The 15,424-nt window shown below is 70.2% G+C and carries 14 protein-coding genes; 3 read left to right on the top strand and 11 right to left on the bottom strand.

Annotated features, from left to right (window positions below):
* Window positions 1–14: 14 nt before the first annotated feature.
* The 6 genes from AB0950_RS06305 to AB0950_RS06330 all read right to left on the bottom strand — a co-directional run bounded on the left by AB0950_RS06305 (window position 15) and on the right by AB0950_RS06330 (window position 7,265).
* A complete protein-coding gene (locus AB0950_RS06305; protein ID WP_360155381.1) occupies window positions 15–770 on the bottom strand; it encodes an SDR family oxidoreductase in 756 nt (251 codons plus the stop codon).
* Window positions 767–1,984 carry an acetyl-CoA C-acetyltransferase gene (locus tag AB0950_RS06310; RefSeq protein WP_366777940.1) on the bottom strand — a complete coding sequence of 406 codons (1,218 nt, stop codon included), beginning with the start codon at window positions 1,982–1,984 and terminating at the stop codon, window positions 767–769. The genes AB0950_RS06305 and AB0950_RS06310 overlap by 4 nt, the downstream gene beginning before the upstream one ends.
* 135 nt (window positions 1,985–2,119) lie before the next feature.
* Complete coding sequence (locus tag AB0950_RS06315) at window positions 2,120–2,584, bottom strand: thioesterase family protein (RefSeq protein WP_366777941.1); 465 nt, start codon at window positions 2,582–2,584, stop codon at window positions 2,120–2,122.
* A 200-nt stretch (window positions 2,585–2,784) separates the two neighbouring features.
* Entirely contained in the window at window positions 2,785–4,230 is a 1,446-nt protein-coding gene (locus AB0950_RS06320; protein ID WP_360573475.1) for an MFS transporter, read from the bottom strand.
* 138 nt (window positions 4,231–4,368) lie between these two features.
* The gene (locus AB0950_RS06325; protein ID WP_366777942.1) at window positions 4,369–4,800 is read right to left on the bottom strand and encodes an ATP-binding protein; all 432 of its coding nucleotides are present in this window, start codon (window positions 4,798–4,800) and stop codon (window positions 4,369–4,371) included.
* Window positions 4,801–4,976: 176 nt separating this feature from the next.
* The gene (locus AB0950_RS06330) at window positions 4,977–7,265 is read right to left on the bottom strand and encodes a LuxR C-terminal-related transcriptional regulator (RefSeq protein WP_360155396.1); all 2,289 of its coding nucleotides are present in this window, start codon (window positions 7,263–7,265) and stop codon (window positions 4,977–4,979) included.
* A 341-nt stretch (window positions 7,266–7,606) separates the two neighbouring features.
* On the opposite strand from AB0950_RS06330, the gene AB0950_RS06335 reads away from it, so the two are divergent.
* The gene (locus AB0950_RS06335) at window positions 7,607–8,269 is read left to right on the top strand and encodes a response regulator transcription factor (protein WP_360155399.1); all 663 of its coding nucleotides are present in this window, start codon (window positions 7,607–7,609) and stop codon (window positions 8,267–8,269) included.
* An 81-nt stretch (window positions 8,270–8,350) separates the two neighbouring features.
* Here the strand turns inward: AB0950_RS06335 and mftE are convergent, their stop codons facing one another.
* From mftE to mftA, 5 genes are read right to left on the bottom strand one after another with little or no spacing between them, the layout of a single operon-like run.
* Complete coding sequence (gene mftE / locus AB0950_RS06340; RefSeq protein WP_360155402.1) at window positions 8,351–9,049, bottom strand: mycofactocin biosynthesis peptidyl-dipeptidase MftE; 699 nt, start codon at window positions 9,047–9,049, stop codon at window positions 8,351–8,353.
* On the bottom strand, window positions 9,049–10,242 hold the full coding sequence (mftD, locus tag AB0950_RS06345) for a pre-mycofactocin synthase MftD (RefSeq protein WP_366777944.1): 1,194 nt from the start codon (window positions 10,240–10,242) through the stop codon (window positions 9,049–9,051). The genes mftE and mftD overlap by 1 nt, the downstream gene beginning before the upstream one ends.
* A gap of 37 nt (window positions 10,243–10,279) precedes the next feature.
* Window positions 10,280–11,443, bottom strand: coding sequence for a mycofactocin radical SAM maturase (gene mftC / locus AB0950_RS06350; RefSeq protein ID WP_366777945.1), 1,164 nt, complete (start codon window positions 11,441–11,443; stop codon window positions 10,280–10,282).
* A 47-nt stretch (window positions 11,444–11,490) separates the two neighbouring features.
* Window positions 11,491–11,832 carry a mycofactocin biosynthesis chaperone MftB gene (gene mftB, locus AB0950_RS06355; RefSeq protein ID WP_360155411.1) on the bottom strand — a complete coding sequence of 114 codons (342 nt, stop codon included), beginning with the start codon at window positions 11,830–11,832 and terminating at the stop codon, window positions 11,491–11,493.
* Between the two features lie 11 nt (window positions 11,833–11,843).
* Entirely contained in the window at window positions 11,844–11,963 is a 120-nt protein-coding gene (gene mftA / locus AB0950_RS06360) for a mycofactocin precursor MftA (protein WP_158918944.1), read from the bottom strand.
* 177 nt (window positions 11,964–12,140) lie between these two features.
* On the opposite strand from mftA, the gene mftF reads away from it, so the two are divergent.
* On the top strand, window positions 12,141–13,577 hold the full coding sequence (gene mftF / locus AB0950_RS06365; RefSeq protein WP_360573463.1) for a mycofactocin biosynthesis glycosyltransferase MftF: 1,437 nt from the start codon (window positions 12,141–12,143) through the stop codon (window positions 13,575–13,577).
* Window positions 13,570–15,129, top strand: coding sequence for a mycofactocin system GMC family oxidoreductase MftG (gene mftG, locus AB0950_RS06370; RefSeq protein WP_366777946.1), 1,560 nt, complete (start codon window positions 13,570–13,572; stop codon window positions 15,127–15,129). Before mftF ends, mftG begins: the two co-directional genes overlap by 8 nt.
* Window positions 15,130–15,424: the final 295 nt, after the last annotated feature.

A 15,424-nucleotide genomic window follows, 5' to 3' on the forward strand; every position in this document is an offset into this window, starting at 1 on the left:
AAGGGTGGGCGCCATCAGCCGGCGCCGGTGAGGGTCACACCGCCGTCGACGACCAGGACCTGGCCGGTGATCCAGGCGGCGTCGTCGGAGAGCAGGAAGGCCACCGTGCCGCCGATGTCCTCCGGGACACCGAGCCGCTTGAGCGGGTAGGCCGCGGCGGCCTCGTCCTCACGGCCGTCGTAGAGCGCGGTGGCGAACTTGGTCTTGACTACGGCCGGGGCCACCGCGTTGACCCGGATGTCCGGGCCTAGTTCGACGGCGAGTTCTTCGGTGAGGTGGGTGAGCATCGCCTTGCTGGCGCCGTACAGGCCGATGCCGGGCGCGGGGCGGACGGCGGCGACCGAGGAGACGTTGACGACGGCGCCGCCGTGCGCGGACATCCACGCCCGGTACATCTGCTGGGTCCACGACAGCGCGGCGAGGCAGTTGACCTCGACGATCTTGCGGGCGACGTCGAGATCCAGCGTCATGAGCGGGCCGTACACCGGGTTGATGCCGGTGTTGTTGACGAGCAGGTCGGCGCTGCCGAACGAGTCGAGTGCACGCGTGACGACCTCGGTCTGGTGGTCGACGTCGGCCGCGTGCCCGGCCACGCCGATCGCGTGCTCCGGCCCGCCGAGCCGCGCGACTGCTTCGTCGAGCGCCTCCTGCTTGCGGGCGGTGATGACGACCTTCGCGCCCTCGGACACCAGCCGCTCGGCGATGGCGAGCCCGATCCCCCGGCTGGCCCCTGTCAGGATGGCCGTCCTGCCTTCGAAGCGCCTGATCACGACAACCGCTCCAGCACCATGGCCATGCCCTGACCGCCGCCGACGCACATGGTCTCCAGGCCGAACTGCTTGTCGTGGTACTGCAGGGAGTTGATCAGGGTGCTGGTGATGCGGGCGCCGGTCATGCCGAACGGGTGGCCCACGGCGATCGCGCCGCCGTTGACGTTGAGCCGGTCGAAGTCGATGCCCAGCTCCCGGGCCGACGGAATCACCTGGGCGGCGAACGCCTCGTTGATCTCGACCAGGTCGATGTCGTCGATGGTGAGACCGGCCCGGCGCAGGGCCTGCTTCGACGCCTCCACCGACCCGAGGCCCATGATCTCCGGGGACAGACCGGTGACCCCCGTACTGACGATGCGGGCCAGCGGCGTGATGCCGAGCTGCTTCGCCTTGGTGTCGGACATGATCACGAGTGCCGCGGCGCCGTCGTTGAGGGAGCAGCAGTTGCCCGCGGTGACGGTGCCGTCAGGGCGGAAGACCGGCTCGAGCGCGGAGACCGCCTCCAGAGTGACACCGGGACGCGGGCCGTCGTCCCGGACGACCTGACCGCCGTCGGGCAGGGTCACCGGCGTGATGTCACGCGCCCAGAAGCCGTCGGCGATGGCCTGCTCCGCCAGATTCTGCGAACGCACCGCGAAGGCGTCCTGGTCCTCGCGCGTCACCCCCGTGGACTGGGCGACGTTCTCCGCGGTCTGCCCCATCGCGATGTAGACGTCGGGCAGAGCGCCCTCGGTGCGCGGATCGACCCAGGTTCCTCCACCGGAGGCGAGCTTCTCCGTGCGCGCCTGCGCCTCGGCGAAGACCGGGTTCTCGGTGTCCGGCAGACCGTCGGCATTGCCCTTGAAGAAGCGGCTGACCGTCTCGACCCCGGCGGATATGAAGACGTCGCCCTCACCGGCCTTGATCGCGTGCAGCGCCATCCGAGTGCTCTGCAGGCTGGACGAGCAGTAGCGGTTGACCGTGGTTCCGGGCACCGAGTCCAGACCGGCCAGCACCGCGACGATCCGGGCCATGTTGAAACCGGACTCGCCACCGGGCTGGCCGCACCCCAGTACCAGGTCGTCGATCTCGGTGGGGTCGAGCTGCGGCACCTTGGCCAGTGCCGCCCGCACCATCTGCACGGTCAGATCGTCGGGACGCATCTCCCGGAGCGACCCCTTGCCGGCCCGGCCGATCGGCGAGCGGGCTGTGGCGACGATGACGGCCTCGGGCATGGGCACTCCCTGACTGACTAAGCGCTTGCTTGTGGTGCGGCGAACGTACGACGGGAGCTGATGACATGAGCGAGGGCGCTCGGAACCTTGCCCGGCTGGGGGATGGCGGGGTGAGTCGGTGCGTTGCGCAGCACGTCAGGGCGCCATCGGGTGCGTCGGCTCCGCCAGGTATGCCTCGAACACGGCGCGCTCGTCCGGGGTGATCGGCCGAGACCGGCGGCGCTCCATGTCCCACATCACGAGCGCCGCTGTCGAACGAGCACAGAGGGAGCCTGCCGTCGTCAAGTGCTCCACCACACGGAAACTGGAGGTCCGCACCTCACACAGGGCCAGCTCGACGCTCACGGCTCCATCGTCGGGCGTGACCTCGTGCAGGTACTCGATGTGCTGGGTCGCCACCACATAGGTCGGATACGCGACGTCGAGCGTTCCGGTCATCCAGGCCGAGCGGGTCTCCTCGAACAAGGCGAGGTAGGCCGACGCCGTGAGATGGCCGAGGCCGTCGAAATCGCCGAATCGCAGGCGGAATTCGCTCCGCCACACGTCAGAGCCGTTGACTGCGATGATGTGACGCTTTGCTGCATTGCCGGGTACTGGCACGCTCCACCTCCATTGGCATTTCGCGCAACGTAGGTGGCATACGGGGCTGTTGGGTGCGGCCGGGCGAAGACCTTGCCCGAGTGGGGGGTGTGCACCGCGGCTGGACGGCCACACGCCGCGCGTTCGGAGCGGACCAGACTGCGGCCGGCTGACTCCGAACGCGCGGCGGGTGGCGCACGATCTCCCGGCGGGCCGGCTCGCTACGCTTCCACGGCGCTTGCCGTGAGCTCGCCGCCGTGGCGCAGCCGCGAGATGAGCGTGACGACCAGGACCAGCAGCGAGAGCCCGACGGTGACCTCGTAGCCAACCGTGTAGAGGTACTCCTTCGGCAGGCCGATCTTGGGGATGGTGTCGAAGGTGAGCAGCGTGGTGACCACTGCCGATCCGAACGCGAAGCCGATGGCCATGGTGGTGCCCGCCATGCCCGCGGCCATCCCGGCCTTGTCCTCGGGGACGACCAGCTGCGGCACGGCGAAGGCGCCGCTGTAGCCCACTCGGCTGCCGAGGCCGACGAAGGCGGCACCGACGAGGTACTGCCACCTCTGGTCGTGGGCGAAGGCGAGCCAGCCGAGCCCCACGACGGAGACCGTGGTGCCGATGACGAGGACGGTGGCCGGACGGCCCTTTTGGACTGCCCTTTCGGCGGCCTTGCCACCGACGAACATCATCAGCGCGAACGGCAGCATGAGCAGGCCGGTGCCCAGAGCGTCGACACCCAGTCCGTATCCGACCTCAGCGGGAGTCTGGGTGTAGTACGTCACCAGCAGCAGGAACGCGGCATCGATGGCGCCGAAGATTCCAGCGGCGAAACATGCCGGTGTGACCAGGGGCTTCTTCAGCAGCTGGATGTCGAACACCGCCGTGGGGGACTTGCGCTGGACCAGTCCCCACAGGACGCCGCCGACGACACCCGCGCCCAGGACCGCGAGGATCGCCGTGCCGCTCCACGTGAGGCCCTGGGTCAAGGCGAGCAGGACGGCCGTGACCCAGGCGATCAGCCACACGGTTCCGAGGATGCCGATACGTCCGGACGACTCCGGCCGGGACGAGGGGACGATGATGAGCAGCGCCACCGTGGTCACCGCGAATGCCGCGGCCAGAATGTAGAAGAAGCTCGCGAGCGACAAGTACTTGACCGTCAGTCCGCCACCGACCATCCCGAGGACCGTCCCGGAGCCCGTAGCCATGATCAGCACACTGACAGCCGTTGCGACCGCACTACCGGTCAGGTGCCGGCGCAGGAAGCTCAGTGGCAGCAGCTGTGCGGCGCCACCGAACCCGAGGAGTGCGGACCCGACCAGGAGCGCCGGGTAGGAATCACCGATGGCAGGCACGAGCGCACCGACGACCAGGAAGCCACCGGACAACAGTGAGGTCGTCCGATCGTTGAGCACGTCGGTGAGACGTGGAAGGAGGACGAAGCCTGCTCCGCCGCCCAACGTGAGCGCGGTGAAGATCCAGGCCGACGCCGCCACCCCGAGCCCGAACTGCTGCTGCATCAGCGGCAGGAGCGGCGGGAGCATGAAGGCGACCGCATTGGTCACGGTGGCCAGGACCGCCGCAATGGCGATCAGTGCGCCACGCCGCGGCGTGACGCTCGTTGCATCTGCTCTGGGTATGTCAACCGACTCGGTGAATTCAGTCATGCCCGTCTCCCATGGTCGTTCGCCGCCTTCGCGGTCAGAGGAACCAGCCGAAGCCGGGCGAACGTACGGCGAGTTTCAGGCCACCCCATGGTGCGGCTGGCCGAAACCCGCCCAGGTGGGGGATGTCCCTCCGACGGGCTAGGCGGCGAGGGGCAGGTCCGCCCAGTGGGTGGCGCTTCTGCCGCACATGCGCGTACCGCGGGCGGAGGCGAGAAAGCCGATGATGGAGCTTCCGCGCCCGTGCTCGTCGGGTTCGCAGTCGGCGGTTCGCGCACCGCGGTCGTTCGCCGGGCCGCCGTCCGTGACCGCGACGTGGATCATTTGGTGCTCGTTGGGCGGTACCGGCTGCAGGGCGACCGGGGGCAGGGCATGCTCGACGGCGTTGGTGACCAGTTCGGAGACCGCGAGAACGACCTGGTGGGCTTGGTCTTCCCGGACTCCCCAGCCCTTCAGCGTGTCGAGGGCCAGGTGGCGCGCGATGCCCGCGGCCTGCGGGGCGTGCGGCAGGTCCCACTGGCGGGCCTCGCGTCCGAGGGACGGGCGTGCGCCTGCGATCCCGGAAGGCGCCATGGCGCCAGGGTCACTGTCATGGGGAGGGGGCGTGACGTACATGACCATCGTCTCCGGTGATCTTGGGTGGAACTGCCTCCAATCTGCCGGTCGGGCATCGCGCCATTGAGCGTGGAACTACCTGTTCCGGTACCTGCCTCATCCGATATCCGCCCCGCCCTCATCACGAGGGTGGTTCACGTCCGCTCGGACTGTCTCTGCACGACCCAGCTCGCGATCTGGGTACGCGTGTTGAAGCCGAGCTTGGTGAGGATCTTCTCGACATGCCCTTCCGCGGTCCGCAGCGAAATGACCAGCCGCGCCGCGATGTCCTTGTTGGACAGGCCCTGCGCCACCAGTTCGGCCACCTCTCGTTCACGCCGGGTCAGCGTCGAAGCAGGACGTGGCGCATCGCTTGCGGGCTGTGTGCGCTCTCGCAGGGCGAGGGCAAGCGTTTCCTCGGTGGTCAGGGCACCGCCACGTTCGAGAGCCGCGTCGAACTGGGCGTCCCCCATCTTGTCCCGCGCCATCGTCTCGAACTTGGCTCGCTGTGCGAGCAGGAGCGTCCAGCCGAACAGCGGGGCGCCGAGGGTCTGCCACAGGGGGTTCGCCCCGCCGAACAACGTGGCGGCTCGCTCGGCGTTGCCCTTCGCCGCCGTGGTCCAGGCGAGTACGTCGAGCGCGAGCGCCATCCCAAGGGTGTCGTGGAAGAACCGCTTGATCCTGAGCGCCTCGCACAAGTCGGCTTCCGCCGCGTCGAGCTCGCCGTGAATCAAGCGCAGGAATCCGCGCCCCCACAGCACCCATGACAGCACCCACTGATCGCCGGCCGCTGTGCAGCGCCGGAACAACTCCTCGATGATCTCCGCGGCTTTGTCGAGTTCGCCCAGGAGGATGAGGGCCGCTGCCAACTCCGTCCGCAGGTTGTTCGGATAGTGGACGGGTGTTTTGGTCTCGGCGTACTGCTCGAGGGCCTCGTTGAACAGGGGGATCGCGCCGGACAGGTCCGTGCTGAGAAACTTGCTCAGTCCGCGCACGTGCGTGGCATAGGCGAGCGCGGCGGGGTCGTTCAGGTGGACGGCGACCTTTCGGGCGTCCTCGGCCGACTCCGCTGCCGCAGCCTCGTCTCCCTGGCATGCGGCGATGTACGCGACGGTGGCAAGCGCCCAGGCCCGTTCGCGGCTGGGCTCCGCGTCGAGCGCCAACGCTCGGCCCAGCCACAGCCTGGCCTCGGTGGGGTACCCCATCGCCAGCCACAGCCAGGGCGCCGCCGCCATGCGCAGTCCGGTACGCGCCTCACCAGGCTGGGACAGGCAGTATTCCAGTGCGTGCCGCAGGTTCGGGAGCTCCAACTGAAGCCTGCTCGCCCACTCCCGCTGCCGCGGGCCGCTCCACTCGTCCCCCGCCACCTCCATGAGTTGCCGGTACCGGTCGCGGTGCCGCCGGCGGAGGGCCGGTTCCAGGCCCGACTCCGAGAGCCGGGCCTGGCCGTACGCACGGATGGTTTCCAGCATGCGGAAGCGGACGTACTCTCCCTGCTCCTCGCGAATGAAGATCGACTTGTCGACGAGGCCGGCGACGGTGTCGAGAACCGCATGCCGGGGGAGCGCCTCATCGGTGCACACCGCCTCGAGCGCGTCGGTGCTGAACCCACCGACGAAGACGGACGCCCGCGCCCACAGCCTCTGCTCGTTCGGGGTGCACAGGTCATAGCTCCAGTCGATGAGCGCCTGAAGGGTCTGATGCCGTTCCGGCAGGTTGCGGGTGCCCTCCCGCAAGAGCTGGAACCGGTCGTCCAAGCGGCTCGCGAGATCATGGACGGTGAGCACCCGCAACCGCACCGAGGCCAGTTCGATGGCCAGCGGGATCCCTTCCAGGCGCCGGCAGAGGCGGACGACCGCGGCTTCGTTGTCGGACGCGATCGAGAAGCCGGGAACGACGGCCGCCGAACGGTCGGCGAACAGAGTGACCGATGGGTACTGGGTCGCCGTGCCGGGCTCGACGGACTCATCAGGAGGGGGAGTCGGCAGCGGTGGGACGGGGTAGATGTGCTCCCCGGCGATTCTGAGCGCCTGCCTGCTGGTGGCCAGGATCCGCACCTCGGGCGCCGCACGCAGCACCTGGTCTGCCAGGCCCGCGGCCGCGTCCACCAGGTGCTCACAGTTGTCCAGGACCAGCAGCATGCGCCGCTGCCCCAGATGATCACGCAGCACGGTCATGGGTGAGCGGGGGGACTGCTCCTTGATCCCGAGAGCGTCGACCACGCTGTGGGGGAGCAGCGCCGGGTCTTTCAACGACGCCAGTTCCACCAGACAGACACCGTCCGGGAAGGCTCGCTGCATCTCTCCGGCGACGCGGAGAGCGAGCCGCGTCTTGCCGACCCCGCCGATGCCGGTCAGCGTCACCAGCCGGGTCGTGGAGAAGAGCTGCCGGAGCGCGGCGACATCCTTTCGCCGCCCCACGAAGCTGGTGAGTTCCGCCGGCACGGCGTTCGGAGTAGGCATCGAGTCCCCACGTGCGCAGTTCGGGAGCGGTGATCCGATCGTACCGCCGTACACAGCCCGAGCCGAGACCCCCGGGAGCCCGGGGACAGGTACTCGTACGGGTAGTTCCCCGGGCGTCTGTCCGCCGGTCGGTGGTCAAGCTGTGAGGTCAGATCGCGCCGGTGAAACCGCAGGTCACGACGGGGAGAGCCGGACGTGTCGGAGGATCGGGAAATCCGTGGATTTCTTCAGCCTCTCCGGTCAATGCGCCCGGCGAGCCCTCCTGCCGCGGTTGGCCGGCCGGTCCGTTCTTGCATGTTCTAGGAGTAGTCGGAGGTGTCGTCATGACACTTGTCCTCGCCGAGCGGGTTGCTCCCACGGGTCGGGTTCGCCCGGTGCTGGAGGACCGATGTCAGATGCAGCGGGTGCTGGTGGCGGAGGAGCACGAGCTGGTGCTGGCGGGGTTGCGTGCGGTGTTGCTGAGCCAGCCGTGGGTGGCGTCGTGTCTGGCGGCGGATTCGCAGGAGGCCGCCTGGCAGGTGGCGCGGCGTCATCATCCGCAGCTGGTGTTGGTGAGTACGTCGTTGGGAGGCCGGTCGGGGCTGGACCTGTGCCGGGACCTTCGGGACCGGATGCCGCACGTCAAGGTTGTTCTGCTGTCCGGAGAGGGGCGGGTGTCGGCGGCGCTGGCGTCGGCGCACGGCGCGGTGGCGTCCTTGTCGAAGCAGATGCCGACTGCGGCGATCATGGCGGCGGTGAAGCGTGTCGCGGAGGGCGCGCGGGTGTTCCCGAAGGATGAGGCACCCGCCGCGGTGCGGCTTTCGAAGCGTGAACTGGACGTCCTGCAGCATCTGGTGCTGGGGTTGAGTAACCCGGAAGTGGCAGCTGTGCTGAATCTGTCCCGGCATACGGTGAAACAGCACACGACCACGGTGTACCGGAAGCTGGGGGTGCGGAACCGGGCCCAGGCGGCCAGCCGCGCTCAGGAGCTCGGACTCGTCGGCTGAGTTTCGAGTCGCAGCGCAGGCGTTCACCCACCGGCTGTGTGGCAGCGCCTGCGCTCAAGTCCGGACAGGCGGAACGCCTGCTCAAGAGGCGGCGTCGGTGTGCCGGCGATGCCGGGTCACCAGGTCCGCGAGCTCGGCCACGGCTCGCTGGATGAGCAGCCGGCCCTCGTCGGGGTTCGCGCCTCCGGGATCGCCGAGCACGCCGTTGGCGGTGACGGCGGACAGGCCGGCGTCCCGCAGACGCGGGAGGAGTGTGTGGACGGGGGCGGTGTTTCCGGCTCGCGCTGCCTCCATCCGTACCAGGTGGGGGGCCAGCGCCAGCATGACGGAGGTCTCGGTGCGGCCCGCGTGGGCGTCGCCGCCCCAGTGCGGGCCCCAGGCCAGGACGTGCCTCCCCTCGGTACGCAGTCGTCGGACGGCCCGGGTGACGGGCTGTGCGTTGCCGCCGTGAGCGGAGACCAGGACGACGCGAGGGAATGTCACCGTTGCCGACCTCACGAGCTCGACGAGGAGCAGTTCGACGGCCTCCTGGCCGACGGACAGCGTGCCGGGGAAATCCTGGTGCTCGCCGCTGGATCCGAACGCCACGGCGGGCGCCACGACGACATCGGGCGCCTGTGCCGCCAGCCGGTCGGTCAGGGCGACGGCGATGTCGGTGTCCGTGGACATCGGTAGGTGCGGCCCGTGCTGCTCCGTGGCGCCGACCGGCACGGCGAGGACGGTCCCCCGCCCCGCCAGATCTGCTACGTCAGTCCAGGTCAGGGAGGCCAGCGTGGTCATCAGGGGGCCTGGGCCGGGCGCGGTGCCCCGAGGACGCGGGCGAAGCCGTCGGGGAGCACCACGTCGTCGGGTGTGAGGTCGTGGATGGAGGAGCGCCCGAGTCCGAGGAGCGCGGAGTCGATGCCGCCGCGCAGGATGTCGAGCACGTTCTCCACGCCGGCCTGGCCACCCGCGGCCAGGCCCCACAGGTACGGCCGCCCGATCATCACGGCGCGGGCGCCGAGTGCCAGGGCCTTGACCACGTCGCTGCCCCGACGCACTCCGCCGTCGAGGAGTACTTCGATTTGGCCGCCCACGGCGTCGGCGATGGCGGGCAGGGCACGGATGGTCGCAGGGGTGCTGTCAAGGTTGTTGCCGCCGTGGTTGGAGACCGAGACGGCCTGGGCGCCGGCGTCCACGGCGCGCTTGGCGTCGTCGACGCGGATGATGCCCTTGACGAGGAACGGGCCGCCCCACTGCTCGCGCATCCACCGCACGTCGTCCCAGGTGGGAGGGGGTGTCTGCATCCATTCGCCGTAGGCGCCGAAGAACGTCGGGGCCTGCTCGCCGACGGCGGCGACGTTCGGGGTGGTCAGGTCGGGCAGCCGCCGGGTCCGGGCGAACGCGAGCAGCCAGCGCGGGTGGGTGATTCCCTCCGGCGCGAAGCGCGCCATTGCCTTGAGGTCGAGGCGCTCGGGGATGTGGGGGCTGCCCCAGTCCCGGCCGTGCGAGAACGACCAGTCCAGGGTCACGATCAGGCCCTTGGCGCCGGCCTCCCGGGCACGCTCCATCTGGGCGATCATGGAGTCCTTGCTGCCCATCCAGTACATCTGGAAGAACGTCTGCGGATTGGCCGCGACGACCTCCTCGACGGGCTTGCTGGCAAAGGAGCTCAGTCCCATCGCCGTGCCTCGGGCTGCCGCGGCGCGGGCCACGGCCACCTCCCCGTCGGGGTGCACGGCCTGCACTCCGGTCGGGGAGATGATCACCGGAAGGGAGATCGACTGGCCCAGGACGGTCGTGGCCTGGTCACGCTTGGCCGGCAGATCCGCGACGTGCGGCGCGAAGCCGGCCTCGGCGAAGGCGGCCATGTTGTCCTGGTAGGTCGTGCCGCGCTCGGAACCGGCGAGCAGGGCGCCGTAGACGGATGCCGGCAGTCGTCGCTTTGCTCGACGCTGCGCCTCGGCGACGGTTTCGAACCATGCGTTGGGCATGACGCCCCTTTCTTTCGTGGACCGAGCGGCCTTTCGGTCAGGCCAGAGGACTTTCGTCGCACATGCGCGTGGGCCGGCTCTCCCGCCGAACCGGCAGGCCGAGAAGGACGGGCTGCCCGCGCACCGGCCCCCGGTGGGAGTGGTCCTCGCTGGGCCGGGGAGCGGACGACCGGTCGCCGGCCAGCGCCGCCTCCGCGTGTCCCTGGACGCATTCCGGATCGGGGCCGTCGAGCGGTAGTCCTGTGAAGAACTTGGCGGCCATGCACCCACCACGGCAGGCGTCGAAGGCGGAACACTTCGTGCAGGCGCCACCCGTCTGAGGCTGCCGCAGCTCCTGGAAGAGCGACGAGGAGCGCCATACCCGGGTGAACCCGCCCTCGTCGCGGACGTTTCCGGCGCGGAAGGCGTCGTGGATGGCGAACGGGCAGGCGTACACCTCACCGACCGGGTCGATCAGGCACACCACCCGCCCGGCGCCGCACAGGTTCAGCCCGGGCAACGCCTCGCCGTAGGCGGAGAGATGGAAGAACGAGTCCCCGGTGAGCACCTCGTCGCCGTGCTCGACCAACCAGTCGTAGAGCTGCCGTTGCTGCGCAGCTGCGGGGTGCAGTTCGTCCCACACGTCGGCGCCCCGGCCGGCGGGCCGCAGCCGCGTCAGCCGCAACTGTGCCCCGTACCGGTCGGCGAGTGCCTTGAACGCGTCCAGTTGCCCGATGTTGTGGCGGGTGGCCACGACCGAGATCTTGAACCCGGCGAAGCCTGCCGCGGCAAGGTTCTCCATGGCCTGCAGCACCGTCGCGTACGAACCCTCGCCCCGTACGGCGTCGTTGACCTCGGCCGTCGCCCCGTCCAGGGACAACTGGACGTCCACATAGTCACTGGCAGCCAGCCGCCGCGCGGCGTCCGGGGTGATCCTGACGCCGTTGGTGGAGAACTTGACGCCCACCTGGTGGGCGGTGGCGTAGTCGACCAGTTCCCAGAAGTCCGGGCGCACGGTCGGCTCGCCGCCGCCGATGTTGACATAGAAGACCTGCATGCGCTCCAGCTCGTCGATGACCATCTTGCACTCGTCGGTGGTCAGCTCGCGCGGGTCGCGCCGACCGGAGCTGGACAGGCAGTGCACGCAGGCCAGGTTGCAGGCGTAGGTGAGCTCCCAGGTCAGACAGATCGGCGCTTCGAGGCCGTGCTGAAAATGGTCCACGAGGCGGCCCGTCCGGGCCGGGCTCGGCGATGCTACGGAAGGCACGGTCATCGCGCGTCCTCTCCTTGCAGATGAGCGTCACCGCGGCTCGGCGGACCGGTGCGCTCGGTGATCATCCGAGACTTCGCAAGCTGCGCCAGCGCGTCCCGGTAGCGCCCCGACTCGGCGGGTTCGACGCCTGCCACCCGGCAGGCTTCCGCCGCACTCGGGCGGTGGGCCAGTTCCTGTACGACGGTGAGCAGCCGGCGGTCCTTGAGGAAGGACAGTTGCCGGGTGCCGAAGTGGTAGAGCAGCGCCCCGAAGGGCTCCGGACGAACGGCGACCTGGGGGTGCACGGCCCAGGCCGCCTCCAGGTCGAACCGCTCGGACCCGTTCCTGTGCGTGGGCATGGTGTCCCGCCTCAGTACACGCCGCACATGCCGTCGATCGACACGTCCTCGACAAGCAGGTCCTCCTCGATCAGTTGGTCGTCCTCGGCGGGGAGACGGTCAGCGGTCGAGGTCTGTGAGTTGTCGGTCATGGAGGTTCCCTTCGTCGTCCACGGCGCGGCCGGTGTCGCGGCGCAGGGTGACGGTAGGTATCCGCGGTGCCGTGAGCGGGTCGGTGCGCCGCACTTGCTGCCCACCTGGGGGATCGACGCGTCGAGACGAGCGGGTGAAGGCTGGTCGCCCGGCCTTCCGATGTTCGAGGACACCTGGTGATCGACGTTCCCCCACTCCCCGCGGTCTTCCGGCTGCGCCCCGACCCCGGCCTGCGTCTGCTGCGGGACGGGCGGGTCCTGTTGGGAGGCTCCCCGTACCGGCTGATGCGGCTGACGGCGCGCGCCGTGCCAGTCGTGAGCGCGTGGCTCGACGGGAAGCCGGTCGGGGAAGGGCGAGCGACCGGACTGCTGGCCCGTCGGTTGGTCCAGGCAGGCATGATGCACCCCGTACCGCCGTCCGAGGCACCGCGCCCGTCCGTGACGGTCGTGGTACCGGTCCGGGACCGGGCCCGGCACCTCGCCCGCTGTCTGGCCGGCCTGAGCGGCGGACCGGAGGTGATCGTCGTGGACGACGCCTCGGCCGACCCCGGCGCGGTTGCGGACGTCGTGCGGGCGGCCGGCGCCAGGCTGGTCCGTCGCCCTGTGAACGGGGGCCCGGCGGCCGCGCGGAACACCGGACTCGCCCACGCCACCACCGAATTGGTGGCCTTCGTGGATTCCGACTGCCTGCCGACCCGCGCATGGGCCGACGCCTTGCTGCCGCACTTCGCGGATCCCGCCGTGGCCGCGGTGGCGCCGCGCATCGTGGCAGAGGGAGCGGGACGTGGCTTCCTCGCGGCCTACGAATGTGCGCGCTCGGCCTTGGACATGGGGCCCAGGGAGTCACTCGTACGACCCGGCTCGCACGTGCCCTATGTGCCCAGCGCCGCGTTGGTGGTGCGGCGCACCGCCGTGGGCCGGGGCTTCGACGAGACGATGCGCGTCGGGGAGGACGTCGACCTGGTGTGGCGGCTCGCGGCCGACGGTCACCACGTCCGCTACGACCCCTCCGCCACCGTGGCCCACCGGCACCGGACGCGTCCGCACCAGTGGCTGGCCCAGCGCATCCAGTACGGCACCTCCGCCGCACCGCTGGCCGCCCGGCACCCGGGCACGCTCCCGGCCACGTCGATGGCCGGCTGGAGCGCGCTCGCCTGGGGACTCGCCCTGGCACGACGGCCGCTCGCAGGTGCCCTGGTCACGGCGGGAACGACCGGACTGCTGGCGCGCAGACTCGCGGCCTGGTCGGACCGACCGTGGGCCACCGCGGCCCGGCTGAGTGGAGGCGGCACGTTGCTGGCAGGCGAACAACTCGGCCGCGCCGTGACGCGCACCTGGTGGCCACTGGCCCTGCCGCTGGCCGCAGCCGTACCCCGGCTGAGGCTCCCGCTGGCCGCAGCCGCCCTTCTGCCCCCGCTCCTGGAACACCGACGCAGCCGCCCCGGACTTCCGGTCCTGCCCTGGACGGTCACCCGCCTCGCCGACGACCTGGCCTACAGCCTCGGTGTCTGGAAGGGCTGCATCCGGGAGCGCACCACCGAGCCGCTCCGTCCGAGACTGTGGTGGCTCTCCGCCGACGGCGTCACGCCTCCGTCGGGACGTACTGGTGGCTGAGACCACGGACCGGACGTCCGCGGATGTGATCGTGGTCGGAGCAGGGGCTTCCGGTGCCGCGCTGGCGGCCCGCTTGAGCGAGGACGCCGGACGCACCGTACTCCTCGTCGAAGCAGGCCCGTTTCCGCGCCGTCTCCGCGATTTCGCGCCCGAGCTGCTCGACGCGCGGCTGATTCCCGGAGCCCATCCGGACCACCCGGCCGTCCAGCGGTACGCCGCGCACCTCACGCCCGAGCGGCCCTACACGGTGGTCCGCGGGCGCCACCTCGGTGGCTCGACCACCGTCAACGGCGGCTATTTCGTCCGCGCCCGGCGCGCAGACTTCGACCGCTGGGCGGCAGCGGGCAACCCGGCCTGGACGTACGACCGGATGCTCCCTTGGCTGCGCGCCCTGGAGACGGACCTCGACCACGGCGCCGACGACCTGCACGGCGGCTGTGGACCGGTGCTGGTACGCCGCGCATCCCTCGCCCACCCTGCCGCAGTTGCCTTCCGCGACGCGGCGGACCACCTCGGCCACCCGCTCGAACCCGACAAGAACGACCAGGCGCCGCCGGGCTTCGGCCCCGTCCCGTGCAACGCCGTCGACGGTGTGCGGCTCAACATCGGCCTCACCTATGCGCTGTCGGCGCTGGGGCGCCCGAATCTCACCGCGCTCGGCGACTGCCCCGTCAGCAGGATCGTCATCCGCAACGGTCGCGCCACGGGAGTCGCCGTACGCCAGAACGGGCAAGAGACCGTCTTCTGTGGCGGCGAGATCGTCCTGTGCGCCGGCTCCCTCGTCACTCCGCAACTGCTCCAGCTGTCCGGCATCGGCCCGCGAGCCGACCTGGAGCGGCTCGGCATCCCCGTCGCCGTGGATGCCCCGGCGGTCGGCACCCGCTTCAGCGACCACCCTCAGCTCGTCTTGGAGTGGTCCCCACGGCGGGAACTGGGCGCGCCGCACGGCTCCTGGCTGGGCGGCTGCCTGCACCTGTCCTCCTCGGACGGAACCCATCCGGGTGACCTGGAGATCCTGCAGTCGCTGGTCCCCCTGGCAGGACTCGTCGGCGGCACGACGACCGTGCCCGGCGCGCCTTTGCCCTTCCTCGTCTCGGTCCAGTCACCTGGAAGGACCGGCCGCCTGTCCCTGAGGTCCGCGGATCCCGCGACGCCCCCGCGTATCGAGTACGGCTACCTCGCCAGCCCCAAGGACCGCCGCCGCCTGCGCGAAGCCGTGCGCGCCACCGCGGAACTCATTACCACACCGGCCTTCGACGAAATCTCCCACGGACTGCTCCAACCGGGTCCGGACGTGCTCAACTGCGATCACGCACTGGACGGATGGATCAACCGGAACATCGGCACCGCTCACCACACATGCGGGACCGCACCGATGGGCCCGGACACCGCGAATGCGGTGGTCGACCAGTACGGAAGAGTCCACGGCGTGCACGGTCTCCGCGTCGCCGACACCTCGATCCTGCCCACGGCCCCACTGCGCGGCCCAGCGGCGACAGCCGTACTCATCGGAGAGGTCATAGCGCATGCCATGCGCGCTGAACTGCCCTGACAGGGTCTGTCGTGCGGCGTGGCCTCCGACCGGTGACCATGTGGCGAAGTGAGCCGAGTTACTGAAGGCGGCGGCTTCGGGTGATCGTGAAGGAGGGGTGTGCCAACGCGTCGCTGCGCAAGGTGGCACAGTGCGCCGGGTGCACGACAGGGGCGGTGACGCACTACTTCGCGAACAGGAGCACTGTCTCCCTCAGCCGGGGGGATGCGCGATGTCCCGGGATCGCAGTGGCGGTGACCTGGGGCGTAAGACGCGCCGCGGGAGCCAGGCGTAGCCTTGATTCCAGACGTTCCAG

It is taken from the genome of Streptomyces sp. NPDC007189 (assembly GCF_040703635.1).
Lineage (GTDB): Bacteria > Actinomycetota > Actinomycetes > Streptomycetales > Streptomycetaceae > Streptomyces.

What these genes read in the sequence shown, in the direction of transcription:
- AB0950_RS06310 (WP_366777940.1), bottom strand. Translation starts at nt 1,984, where the DNA reads ATGCCCGAGGCCGTCATCGTCGCCACAGCCCGCTCGCCGATCGGCCGG.
- AB0950_RS06320 (WP_360573475.1), bottom strand. Translation starts at nt 4,230, where the DNA reads ATGACTGAATTCACCGAGTCGGTTGACATACCCAGAGCAGATGCAACG.
- AB0950_RS06325 (WP_366777942.1), bottom strand. Translation starts at nt 4,800, where the DNA reads ATGGCGCCTTCCGGGATCGCAGGCGCACGCCCGTCCCTCGGACGCGAG.
- AB0950_RS06335 (WP_360155399.1), top strand. Translation starts at nt 7,607, where the DNA reads ATGACACTTGTCCTCGCCGAGCGGGTTGCTCCCACGGGTCGGGTTCGC.
- mftE (WP_360155402.1), bottom strand. Translation starts at nt 9,049, where the DNA reads ATGACCACGCTGGCCTCCCTGACCTGGACTGACGTAGCAGATCTGGCG.
- mftD (WP_366777944.1), bottom strand. Translation starts at nt 10,242, where the DNA reads ATGCCCAACGCATGGTTCGAAACCGTCGCCGAGGCGCAGCGTCGAGCA.
- mftB (WP_360155411.1), bottom strand. Translation starts at nt 11,832, where the DNA reads ATGCCCACGCACAGGAACGGGTCCGAGCGGTTCGACCTGGAGGCGGCC.
- mftA (WP_158918944.1), bottom strand. Translation starts at nt 11,963, where the DNA reads ATGACCGACAACTCACAGACCTCGACCGCTGACCGTCTCCCCGCCGAG.